Genomic DNA, 11379 nt, shown 5'->3' with positions numbered 1-11379 from the left:
CTCATACGGTCAGCCCACGGTTTAAACTTTGAGGCAGTGTCGCACGGCCACTCGTCGGCGGGCCGTCAGCGACTTTCGGCGCTGGCGGCGCGAGCGAACCCGCGGAGGAGCGGGCGGCCGTCGGTCCCGCCGACGTCGTCGAGCGCGGCGCGCTCGGGGTGGGGCATCAGGACGGCGGTCGTGTCGCGTTCGCCGAGGACGCCGGCGACGTTGTGCTTCGAGCCGTTCGGGTTCGCGTCGACGGACGGCTCACCGTCCGCGTCGCAGTACCGGAACAGCACGCGCTCGTTCGTCTCCAGTTGCGTGAGGCGGTCGTCGTCGATCTCGTAGCGGCCTTCGCCGTGCGCGATCGGGAGTTCGACGACCTCGCCCTCCTCGTAGCCGGCGGTCCAGGGCGTGTCGGCGTTCTCGACGCGGAGGCGGACGTGCTCGCACTGGAAGCGCGCGCTCTCGTTCGTCGTGAACGCGCCCTCGGTGAGCCCGGACTCGCACCCGACCTGCGCGCCGTTACAGACGCCGAGGACGGGGACGTCGTCGCTCGCGGCGTCGCGGACGTCCTGCATGATTGGGGAGCGGGCGGCCATCGCGCCGGCGCGGAGGTAGTCGCCGTACGAGAACCCGCCGGGGAGCACGACGCCGGAGACGTCCTCGGGGAGGCCGTCCTCGTGCCAGACGATCTCCGCGTCGACGCCGACGTCCTCGAGCGCGCGGAGTGCGTCGCGGTCGCAGTTCGATCCGCCGAAGCGGACGATTGCGACGGTCATCAGTCCTCGCGTTCGGCGACCACGACCTCGTAGTCGTGGATGGTCGGGTTCGCGAGCAGTCGCTCGGCCATCTCGCTGGCGCGCTCGCTCGCGGCGTCGGCGCTCTCGGCGTCGAGGTCGACCTCGAACTGGTCGGCGGCCCGCAGGTCCTCCAGTTCGAACCCGAGGCGGTCCAGGGCCTGCTGGGTGGTCTCGGCCTCCGGATCGAGCACCCCGTGCTTCAGGCGAACGGTCACCGTGGCGGTGTACGCGGTCATCGACTGCAAACGCGCGTTCGTGGTCAAAAACTCTTGTGCAATCCCGTCGTGATACACGATTGTGGATAGGCGAGGCGTCTCGTTGACGCCTCGTAGCGAAGCGGGTCGCTCCTGCGACCCGCGGAGCGTGGCGGCCGACGGGAGCCACGTTGGATACGAGCGGTGAGCGGAGGGAGGGCCGCGAAGCGGTGGCGGTGTGAGACCGGTCCGGTCCCCTGTCGTCTCTGTGACACGGTACCGATGAACGTGCTTATGCGGGCGGCGGTCGAACCCCGTGATATGAGTCGAGTCCTGCGGATTCTCGGTGGCGCGATCGGCGTCGGGGCGGGTGCAGTCGCGGCCTGGGATGCGTGGGGGCGGTTCGTGCAGGCGGACGTCGAGCACGTGCCGTACACCGTCGTCGAACGGGACGGGCCGTTCGAGGTACGGGAGTACCCGGACGTGGTGGTAGCGCGGACGGTGGCGGAGAGCGAGCGGGAGGCGTTCCGGCGACTGTTCGCGTACATCGACGGGGCGAACGAGGCCGGGCGGGACGTCTCGATGACGGCGCCGGTGTCGACGACGGCGGGCGTGGACCTGGCGATGACGGCGCCGGTGTCGACGACGCCCGTCGAGTCGGGCGTGGAGATGGCGTTCTTCCTGCCGTCGAAGTACACGCTCGAGAGCGCGCCGACGCCGCGGGACGACCGCGTGGAACTGGACGTCGTCGAGCATCGGCGCGTCGCGGCGTACCGGTTCTCGTGGGTGACGACGGACGCGCTCGTCGACCGGGCGCGGCGACGACTCGACCGCGCGCTCGACGACCACCGCCTGGAGCCCGCGGGCAGACGCGAACTCCACCGGTACGACGACCCGCGGACGCCGCCGTGGCAGCGACGGAACGAACTCGTCGTCGACCTCGCGTGACGCCGCCGCCTTCGCGTGACGACGCCGCCTTCGCGTGACGACGCCGCCCTCGTGACGGACCGACCGCGGACGAAAGCCACGGCGTTGCGGCGAAGGGAACCCTTTTGCTCGCGCGTCGTCTGAGATTCCATCGATGTCTCTCTCGACCAGCAGTCGGAGGTGGTCCCGTTGACCAGTGACCTCGCCGAGATCACGGTCGTCGGAGGAGACAAGACCGGACTCATCGCGCGCGTCACCTCCCTGCTGTTCGAGCGCGGAATCAACATCGAGGACCTGGACCAGGCGGTCCGCGAGGACGTCTTCCGGATGACGCTATCCGCGGACACCGACGAGATGGTGTGCACGCAGGCGAAACTCCGCGAGGACCTCCACGACCTCGGCGACGAACTCGGCGTGGACGTCCAGGTACGATACCCGGAGGACCGCGAGACCCAGCAGATCGCGGTGCTCGTCACGCAGGAATCCCACTGCCTCGAACGGCTCTTCCAGGCGTGGGCGAGCGGCGACCTCGGCGCCGACATCAGCGTCGTCATCGGGAACCACGACGACCTCGAACCGCTCGCCGCGAAGTACGAGGTGCCGTTCCACGACGTCGGCGACGAGAAGGGCACGCCCGACGAGGGCGAACTCCTGGACTTGCTCGCGGAGTACGACGCGGACCTGATCGTGCTCGCGCGGTACATGCGCATCCTCAGCCCGGACGTCGTGTTCCGGTACGAGGACCGCATCATCAACATCCATCCGAGCCTCCTCCCCGCGTTCCCCGGCGCGAAAGCCTATCGACAGGCCCTCGAGGACGGCGTGCGGATAGCTGGCGTCACCGCGCACTACGTGACGACGGACCTCGACCAGGGCCCGATCATCACGCAGCGCGCGTTCGACGTCCCCGACGACGCCGGCATCGAGGACGTCCGGGAGCGCGGCCAGCCGCTCGAAGCAGAAGCCCTCCTCGAAGCGGTGCGCCTCCACCTGAACGACGAGGTGAGCGTCCACCGCGGCCGCACGCGGTTGCGGGAGGACCACGAGGAATCCTACCAGCTCGGCCTCCCCGACGCGGCCGACCGCGCGAACCCCGACCGGCCCGTCGACGGCCTCGGCGACGTCGTCGGCGACGACTAGCCGGTCCGTCGGCCGCTACTCGCTGTCACTTCCTTGCTGTCACCTACTCGTTCTCCCAGGCCGCGAGACAGTCGTCGTCGCAGAAGTGTTCGTGTTCGGTGTCGCCGTCGACGATTCGGGAGCGGACGCGGTGGCTGTCGCCCGTCACGGGTGCACCGCACTCGGTGCACTCTGGGGCGTCGTCGGCGTTCACGTCGCCGACGTCGGACGTAGGGTCGACCATGCTGTCCGAGTGGATGCGGTGGAGTGGCTTGAACGACCGGGGGCCGGCAATTATTCGCCGCCGTCAGCGTCGTCGTCGTCGTCCGCGATCGCGTCGTCGTCGTCCGCGATCGCGTCGCCGTCGTCATCCTGAGTGGTGTCGTCGTCGCTGGCGACGAGGCTGTCGGCGTCCGCGAACGCTCTCGCGTCGCCGTCGCGGACGCTGATACCCTTGGAGGCGAGGTGGCGTTGCTGGTTCTGCGCGAACTCCTCCTCGTTCGTGCCGCGAGTGGCGAGCACGACGACGTGCGCCGAGCCCTCGGGTCGCATCGTGCGGCCCGCGCGCTGGGTGCCCTGGCGGCGCGACCCCCCTAACCCGGACGCGACGACCGCGACCTCGGCGTCCGGGAGGTCGATGCCCTCGTCGGCGACCCGGGAGACGACGAGCACGCGCCGGTCGCCGTTCCGGAACTCGCGGAACAGGCGGTCGCGTTCGCTATGGGGCATGTCGCCCGAGATGAACGGGGCGTCGAGTGCCTCCGCGAGTTCAGTGCCGTGGTCGAGGTACTCGACGAACACGAGCGCCTTCTTCTCGGGGTGCTCGCGCTCGAGGACGTGCGTCGTCTCCGCGATCTTCGCGGGATTCGCCGCTGCGGCCTGGCGCTTGTCGTGGCCGTCGCGCTTCGCGTGGCGCTCCTGGGCGTCGTCTGACCCCCACGGCACGTACCGCACCTCGACGTCGGGGTCCTGCACGAACCCGGCGTCGAATAACGCGTCCCAGTCCGTCCCGATCGGCGGCCCCACCAGCGTGAATATTTCCTCCTCGCGGTCGTCGCCGCGTACTGGCGAGGCAGTGAGGCCGAGGCGGTGCTTGCTCTGGAGGTCGACGCTCCGCCGGTGGATGGGCGCGGGGACGTGATGCACCTCGTCGTAAACGACGAGCCCCCACTCGCGGTCGTCGAACAGCTGGCGATGGCGGTCCATGCCCGCAGTCTGGTACGTCGCGATGGTCACGGGCCGAATCTGCTTCGTGCCGCCGTGGTACTCGCCTACTTGGGAGTCAGTAAGGTCGGTGTGGGCGAGGAGTTCCTCGCGCCACTGCGTCGCGAGTTCGCGACTCGGGACGAGCACGAGCGTCTCCCCGCCGACGGCCTCGATGCAGCCCATCGCCGCAACCGTCTTCCCGCTCCCCGGCGGGCCGACGAGCACGCCCGCGCCCTTCTCCTCGAACCGGTCCACCCACTCCTGCTGGTAGTCCCGCAAGCGCAGGTGCAGGTGGACGTCGAGCGCGTCGCCGGACTCGAGGTCGCGGCCGTCCTCGACGGGATAGCCGGCCTCGTACAGCACGCGCTTCACCTCGGCGACGCGGTCCTCGGCCACCCACGCCTCCGTGTCGGAGATGACCGCGCGGAGCGCGCCCTCGGGCAGTCGCTGCTCGGCGACGTTCCCGAGCAGGCTTTCGTTCGCCGCGACGAGGACGACGTAGCCGTCCTCGTGCGTCCGGAGCTCGAACCGATGCGCGCGCTTGTACTGCTCGACCACCCAGTCCTCGAACGTCGACGGCCACACCGGCAGCACGCTCTTCATCGTCGCGACCAGCTCCTCGTGGGTCTCGTAGGGCGCCTGCCAGACGTCCTCCCGGCGGACCTCGTACAGGTACCCGCCGGTCCGCGTGGTGTCTTTGAGGCGCGCGAACTGCGCGAGCTGCGCTCGCGTGAACTGCTCGGGCTGGTCGACGACGATCTCCCTGCGTTCGGGGAAGAACACGACGCGCTCGCGCTCGACCATCCGCGCCCAGTCGCTCGCGTAGAACACCGTCGGGTCCTCAGCGACGCTCGCGCGCTCGACGTCCCCGCGCTCTTCGAGTGCATCCAGCGCCTGCATCGCGCGCTCCTGGCTGACGTCCAGGCGGCGCGCGAGCGCCGTCGCCGTGATGACGGGCCGCCCGTGGTCCTCGAGCGCGTCGTAGAACCGGTCCACGGACAGCGCCTCCGTCTCGGTGTCGCTCTCGGTCACTACGCCCCGGTAACGCCCGCGTGGGGAAAGGCGTACCGTCCCGCCACTGGTCGATAGAGTGCCGTCGCCACCTCGCCATAATCGACCGATTCCCGATTCCTGAGAACGGTTTCTGGACCCCGAGAACCGCGACCCGTTTATATGGGGTTCTCCGCGGTATCTGTAGGTGTAGAGGTGCCACGATAATGTCCGCACAAACCCGTCGACTGGAAACTGAACTGTTCGGTCGCGAGACCGACTTCGAGTACTCCGAGCACTGGATCGGCTACGCCCTCGTCGGCCTCCGGGTCGTCATGGGCTGGGTCCTCCTCCAGGGGGGCCTCACGAAGCTCGTGACGTACCTGGACGGCAACCCCGAGACCAACTGGACGGCCGCCGGCTACCTCGCGAACGCCATCCCCGAAGGCAACCCGTTCGGGAGCGTGTTCGCGAACATGGCCGGGAGCCCGCTCGTCGACATGCTCGTCATGTGGGGGCTCACCCTCACCGGGCTCGCGCTCGTCGTCGGCGCGTTCGTCCGCTTCAGCGCGTTCTGGGGCGCCGTCATGATGATGATGTTCTGGGCCGCGGCGCTCGAGGGCGGCCTCATGCAGGGGCTCCCGCTCGCGAACGGCTGGGTCATCGACGACCACGTCGTCTACGCGCTGCTCCTGTTCGGCCTCGGCGCCATCGGCGCCGGCCGCATCCTCGGCGTCGACAGCTACCTCGAGGACCTCGACGTCGTCGAGAAGAACCGCTGGCTCCGCCTCCTCATGGGCTGAGCCGAAACCAGTCCCTCCAGTTTCGCGCGGGTGGCGCGCGAACGCCCACCTCTTTCTCTCGTCCTCTCGCGCTGACGTCGTCGTCGCGTTTCGTCGACTGCGACCGCGAGCGATCGCTCTCGGTCGCGACCGACTCTCTCGGCGACCTACTGTCGGCCGAGTCGCTGCACGGCACCGACCGCCGAACTCAGCGGCGGTGCGTCGAACAGGTCCATGCCGGTGTACGCGTTCGTGCCAGCGGCGTACATGTCGCGGGCGACTTCGAGCACGTCCTCGTCGAGTGGCTCGGGGTCGACGTCGCAGAGCGCCTTCCAGTCGGCTTCGTCTCGCTCCTTCGCCTCGGCTTTGGCCGCTTGGACGGCGTCGACCCACTCGGGCTGGGTGCGCTTGTGGTACTGGCGGATGACTTCCTTCGAGAGCTGCGTGCCCTCGTAACTGAAGCGGTTCTCGTCGAACGTCCCGACGACGTCCGCGACGCGGATCTCGCCCTGGTAGTAGAGGCACTCGATCTTCCCGTCCTCGTGATCGAGGTGCTGCGAGGCCGCTTGCTCGGTGACGACGTCGTTCACGTCGCGTGCGACCGCTTCGAGGTCCTCGACGCTCGCCACGCCGGCGATGCGGTCGGCTTCCTCGCGCGAGAGGTAGCGGTCCGAGCGCTCGTACTTCGTGGAGAACTCGACGATCGGCTCCGCGAGGTCGACGGCCTCGTCCGGCCACGCCTCGAGGTCGAGGTCGTGGTCCGCGGGCGTCGTCCGACTGCGGAGGCTCGACCCAACTGGAACTTGGTTCCGGAACACGATCTCGAGCGGGACGAGGTAGTTCTCGGCCGCGTCCGCGTGGTACGCGTCGTAGTCGTAGTCCCGGCCGTCGTGGGGGAGCTCGGGGACTTGCGTGAGGTCGATCGCCATCTCCCACGGCGGCGACGTCGCCTCGCGGAGGGGAACGACGTCGCCGTCGTCGACGACGCCGCGGTAGTGCGTCGGGACTCCCGACTTTTCGAGGAGTTCGAAGTTGAACGCGCCCATCGAGCAGAGGCTCGCGCCCTTGTCGGGGATGCGGTCGGGCATCTTCCCCCAGTCGAACACCGAGTAGTCGTCGGTGAACACGAACGCGCCGCGACCGAGTTCGTCGTCGGTCGCCTCCTGTTCGACGCGGAAGTCCTTCACCGACGTCACGCCTGACACCCTCCGGCTGCGGCGGTGGTCATACTTCGAACGCGGATACGCGGGGTAATCAACTTTCATGACTGGTCGCGCGCCGGTCGTCGGACGAGCGAGACCGCCGGTTCCATCACGCTTTTGGCGTCGTCTCGCGTGCGTTTCGACGATGACGAGCGCGTTCGACGACTCGGCGGTGCCCGACGACGGCGAGTTCGACTTCGACGTCGTCCCCGAGACGACGCAGTCCTTCGAGAACGCGCTGGCGAAGGCGCGCGCCGGCGACCGCCTCTCGGTCGACGACGGCATCGAACTGATCACGACGGGAACCGACTCGGCGGGCATCGACCGCTCGCGGATGGAGCGCGTGCTGCAGGCGGCGGACGAGCGCCGTCGCGACGTCGTCGGCGAGGAGGTGTCGTTCGTCGCGAACCTGAACAACAACGTCACGACGGCGTGCAACACGGGTTGTCTGTTCTGTAACTTCAAGGACACCGCGCACACGTTCGAGAGCGACTACGACGGCGAGACGGACGGGTTCACGCAGACGCCCGCGGAGTCCCGCGAGGTCGTCGCGGACGCCCTGGACATGGGGATCTACGAGGTGACGTCGGTGTCGGGGCTGCATCCGGCGTTCGCGCTCGACGACGAGCACCACGAGATACTCGCGGCGAGCGACTGGACGGAGACGAACTACAAGCCACCCGAGCGCTACGCCAAGGATCCGGGAACGTACGTCGAGCAGATGGACGCGATGAGCGTCGGCGACGTCCACCTGCACTCGATGACGCCCGAGGAGGGCTATCACGCGAAGCGCGGCACGGACTGGTCGTACGAGGACGTCTACGGTCGCCTCGCCGACGCCGGCCTCGACTCGGTGCCCGGGACGGCGGCGGAGATCCTCGTCGACGAGGTCCGGGACGTGATCTGTCCCGGGAAGATAGACACCGGCGAGTGGCTCGCGGCGATGGAGGCCGCCGGGAACGTCGGCCTGGACCTCACCGCGACGATCATGTACGGGCACGTCGACAACGCCGCGCATCGCGTCGTCCACCTCGACCGCGTTCGCGACCTCCAGGAGCGCGTCGACGGCGCCATCACCGAGTTCGTCCCGCTCTCGTTCGTCCACCAGCAGACGCCGCTGTTCGAGCGCGGCGTCGTCGACGGCGGCGCCAGTCCGGCCGAGGACGCCCTCATGATCGCCGTCGCCCGGCTCTACCTGGACAACGTCGAGCACGTGCAGTCGTCGTGGGTGAAGTACGGCGACGAACGCGGCCTCCAGTACCTCAACTGCGGCGCGGACGACTTCATGGGGACCATCCTCAGCGAGGAGATCACGAAGCGCGCCGGCGGCGAGTACGGCGAGTTCCGGAGCTTCGACGACTACGTCCGCATGATTCGCTCCATCGGGCGCGTCCCAGTCGAGCGCTCGACGGACTACCGGCAGCGTCGCCGCATCGAGGGCGACGGCCCGCACGGGCCCGCGCTCGGTCCGCAGGCCGACGGTTCGCCGATGCTCGCCCACGGGGGCGCGGACGACGCAGGTGCGGCCGCAGACGACTGACTGAGAGTCACACGCCACGGGGCGGGGGAACCGTGGCGGCTTTGACGTTCGCCGCCGTCACTCCGACCGTGAACCACCTCGCGCCGGCATCCGCGGCCGACGACGACGGCAACGGCGAACGGTACCTCCTCCCGAAGCACGCCCACATCGTCGTTTACGAGCGCGAACGCGACGACGTCGACGGCAACGATGACGACGGTAGCGACACCGACGGGGGCGACGGCGACGGTGCCCACGAGACCGACCGCGCCGGCCAGCTCGTCACCGTCTACGACTGCGGCGCCGCCCAGAAGCCGCCGTCAGCGCAACTCCTCGGGGAACTCGGGAGCGTTCGCGCGGCCTGCGAGACCGCGGAGAACCCGACGGGGTACGTCTGCAGGATGCGCGAACCCGCGGTCCTCGTCGACGAGGGCGACGGGCACTTCGTCGTTCGGTCGCGCTAGCTGGCGCCGGACCTGCTCGACGGCGATCGCGGAGTCGGGCGCCGGTACTCCGGCGACGAACGAAGTGGAGGGCCGTCCCCCCGCGGTGGGGGGTCGAACGTCCGTGTCAGGACAGGCGTCGGGGTACGCGAACCACGGGCGCGGTCGGGCGAACCACGCCAGGGCCGTCAGAGGCACTCCCGACGACAAACCGTACCGCTGGGAGGAGCGTAACGTTGTTGCGCCGGATGCGAGGGTCATTCAAGTACCCCTGCCGATGGAGTTTAGTCGCCGCACCTCCGAGAGTGCCGGGTATGCGGTACGTCACGGCGGTGTACTATCCGGACTCGGGGGAGGCGTTCCAGGCGAGCGGGCAGGCGATCGCGGACGCCACGGGCGTCACTCGCGAGTACGTGCATCGCGTCGAACTCCACGACGACGACACCGTCGCGGAACTGCTGTGCGTGCGTGGCGACGAGACCGCCGCGGCGGACGCGCTCCGCGCGTGCGACCGCGTGCACGACGTCGCCGTCAGGAACCCACGGGGTGGGGCGGCACTCGTGTACGTCCATCACGACACGAACCCGCGGGCGGCGGCGATGATCCGCGCCAGACGCCAGACGAGCGTCGTCATGGACATGCCGATCGTCGTCCGGGACTCCGGCGCGTTCGAGGTGACGTACCTCGGGACGGACGCGGCGTTCGCGGAGACGTTCGGCGAGGTCCCCGAGTACGACGTGGCGTTCGACGTCCTCGAGACCGGCGAGTACACGCCGACGCGGCGGGACGCGTTCGACTCGCTCACCGACCGCCAGGGGGACGTCGTCGCGACCGCGGTCGAACTCGGATACTACCGGAATCCGCGCGAGGCGACCCAGGAGGACGTCGCCGACGCCGTCGGGTGCTCGCCGGGAACGGTCGGCGAGCACCTCCGGAAGGCAGAACAGCGCGTGTTCTCGCAGTTCGTCGACTGCCCCGACTAGCCGGTTCTTCGAGGGCGCTCCACCCCAGCGCTACGGCGCGACGACGACTTCGCCCGCGAGGACGCGCCGGTAGCGGTCGCCGGCGGGACCGTCCGCGCGGAGGGCGTCGAGCACGGGGTCGCCGAGCCAGTCGTCGCCGGGCGCGGGCGTGCCCTCGAAGTCGTCGCGCCGGAGGGACGCGGGTAGGTATCGTTCGTGAACGGGCAGGCGCTCGCGGAGCGGGACGCCGGCGTCGTTCGCGATCGCCTCCAGTTCGCGTAGCGCCGGCCACTCGTACTCGGGGTTGATGTGGTCGTCCGTCACCGGCGACACGCCGCCGAGGTCGTCGATCCCGCAGTCGAGCAGGTCCCGGACTGGCGCGAGGTTCGGCGGCACCTGCACGGACACCGTCTCTGGGAGGACGGCCCGGGCCATCGCGGTCACGCGACGCATCGTCTCCACGTCGGGACTCCCGCCCGACCAGCGGTCGTTCTCCACGACCGGCTGCACGATGACCTCCTGGACGTGCCCGTAGCGCTCGTGGAGGTCTCTGATGACGAGCAGGCTCTCCGCGCGATCCCGCCACGTCTCGCCGACGCCGACGAGGATGCCGGTCGTGAACGGCACGCGGAGTTCGCCCGCCGTCTCGATCGTCCGCACGCGCTGGGCGGGCGACTTCCGGCGCGGCCCGGCGTGCGCGTCGACGTCCGCGGTCGTCTCCAGCATCACGCCCATGCTCGCGTTGTACGGCGCGACCGCCGCCATCTCGTCGCGGGTCTGATCGCCGGGGTTCGAGTGCGGGAGCACGCCGGCGTCGAGCGTGTACTCGCAGACCGCGGCGAGGTAGTCGTGGATGCCGTCGTACCCCCACGCATCCAGTTGGTCGTGGATCGCGTCGTAGCGCTCGTCGGGCGCGTCCCCGAACGTGAACAGCGCCTCCGTGCATCCCGTCTCCCGGCCGCGTTCGAGGACCGCGTCCACGTCGTCGTCGTCCATCAGCGTCGCCTCGCCGGGCGGATCGAAGAACGTGCAGTACGTGCACGTGTACCGGCACGCCGTCGTCAACGGCAGGAACACGTTCCGCGCGAACGTCAACTCCGACGCGGGCGAGACGTCCGCGGGCGTCACCGACAGCGCCGCCTCGACGTCGCGCTCGCTGACGGTCGCGTCGACGTCGTACTCGTCGGCCCCCGGAAGCATACCGCGTCCTCTGTGACGCGGGGGCAAAAGGATGACTCACCGCGGCGACG

The 11379-nt window shown here is 69.5% G+C and carries 12 protein-coding genes; 6 read left to right on the top strand and 6 right to left on the bottom strand.

From position 1 onward, the window contains the following. Positions 1–65: 65 nt before the first annotated feature. The gene (gene purQ, locus G9C85_RS07680; protein ID WP_166038519.1) at positions 66–764 is read right to left on the bottom strand and encodes a phosphoribosylformylglycinamidine synthase I; all 699 of its coding nucleotides are present in this window, start codon (positions 762–764) and stop codon (positions 66–68) included. Beyond that, positions 764–1021, bottom strand: a complete 258-nt coding sequence (gene purS / locus G9C85_RS07675; protein ID WP_166038517.1) for a phosphoribosylformylglycinamidine synthase subunit PurS — start codon at positions 1019–1021, stop codon at positions 764–766. The genes purQ and purS overlap by 1 nt, the downstream gene beginning before the upstream one ends. Positions 1022–1300: 279 nt before the next feature. On the opposite strand from purS, the gene G9C85_RS07670 reads away from it, so the two are divergent. Together G9C85_RS07670 and G9C85_RS07665 are read left to right on the top strand one after the other, a co-directional pair. Next, positions 1301–1927, top strand: coding sequence for a heme-binding protein (locus tag G9C85_RS07670; RefSeq protein ID WP_166038515.1), 627 nt, complete (start codon positions 1301–1303; stop codon positions 1925–1927). Positions 1928–2095: 168 nt separating this feature from the next. After that, a complete protein-coding gene (locus G9C85_RS07665; protein WP_166038513.1) occupies positions 2096–3046 on the top strand; it encodes a formyltetrahydrofolate deformylase in 951 nt (316 codons plus the stop codon). 43 nt (positions 3047–3089) lie between these two features. On the opposite strand, the gene G9C85_RS07660 is transcribed toward G9C85_RS07665, so the two are convergent. Both G9C85_RS07660 and G9C85_RS07655 read right to left on the bottom strand, forming a co-directional pair. Then, a complete protein-coding gene (locus G9C85_RS07660; RefSeq protein WP_166038511.1) occupies positions 3090–3269 on the bottom strand; it encodes a hypothetical protein in 180 nt (59 codons plus the stop codon). A 50-nt stretch (positions 3270–3319) separates the two neighbouring features. Next, the gene (locus G9C85_RS07655; protein WP_369680776.1) at positions 3320–5263 is read right to left on the bottom strand and encodes a DEAD/DEAH box helicase family protein; all 1944 of its coding nucleotides are present in this window, start codon (positions 5261–5263) and stop codon (positions 3320–3322) included. Between the two features lie 185 nt (positions 5264–5448). On the opposite strand from G9C85_RS07655, the gene G9C85_RS07650 reads away from it, so the two are divergent. Then, a complete protein-coding gene (locus G9C85_RS07650; RefSeq protein ID WP_166038509.1) occupies positions 5449–6024 on the top strand; it encodes a DoxX family protein in 576 nt (191 codons plus the stop codon). A gap of 146 nt (positions 6025–6170) precedes the next feature. On the opposite strand, the gene G9C85_RS07645 is transcribed toward G9C85_RS07650, so the two are convergent. Next, positions 6171–7199, bottom strand: coding sequence for a phosphoribosylaminoimidazolesuccinocarboxamide synthase (locus tag G9C85_RS07645; protein WP_166038508.1), 1029 nt, complete (start codon positions 7197–7199; stop codon positions 6171–6173). 151 nt (positions 7200–7350) lie between these two features. Between G9C85_RS07645 and cofH the strand changes: the two genes are divergently transcribed. The 3 genes from cofH to G9C85_RS07630 all read left to right on the top strand — a co-directional run bounded on the left by cofH (position 7351) and on the right by G9C85_RS07630 (position 10150). Next, positions 7351–8745, top strand: a complete 1395-nt coding sequence (gene cofH / locus G9C85_RS07640) for a 7,8-didemethyl-8-hydroxy-5-deazariboflavin synthase subunit CofH (protein ID WP_166038506.1) — start codon at positions 7351–7353, stop codon at positions 8743–8745. Positions 8746–8813: 68 nt separating this feature from the next. Then, positions 8814–9188 carry a hypothetical protein gene (locus G9C85_RS07635; protein WP_166038504.1) on the top strand — a complete coding sequence of 125 codons (375 nt, stop codon included), beginning with the start codon at positions 8814–8816 and terminating at the stop codon, positions 9186–9188. Between the two features lie 293 nt (positions 9189–9481). Then, positions 9482–10150 (top strand): helix-turn-helix domain-containing protein, encoded by a 669-nt coding sequence (locus tag G9C85_RS07630; protein WP_166038502.1) that lies wholly within the window; start codon positions 9482–9484, stop codon positions 10148–10150. 30 nt (positions 10151–10180) lie between these two features. Here G9C85_RS07630 and cofG read toward each other — a convergent pair whose 3' ends face one another. Then, positions 10181–11329 (bottom strand): 7,8-didemethyl-8-hydroxy-5-deazariboflavin synthase subunit CofG, encoded by a 1149-nt coding sequence (cofG, locus tag G9C85_RS07625; RefSeq protein WP_166038500.1) that lies wholly within the window; start codon positions 11327–11329, stop codon positions 10181–10183. Positions 11330–11379 lie beyond the last annotated feature (50 nt).

The sequence above is a fragment of the Halorubellus sp. JP-L1 genome (assembly GCF_011440375.1).
In the GTDB taxonomy this organism is placed as follows: Archaea; Halobacteriota; Halobacteria; order Halobacteriales; family Natrialbaceae; genus Halorubellus.
This window is presented reverse-complemented; position numbering and strand designations above follow the sequence as displayed.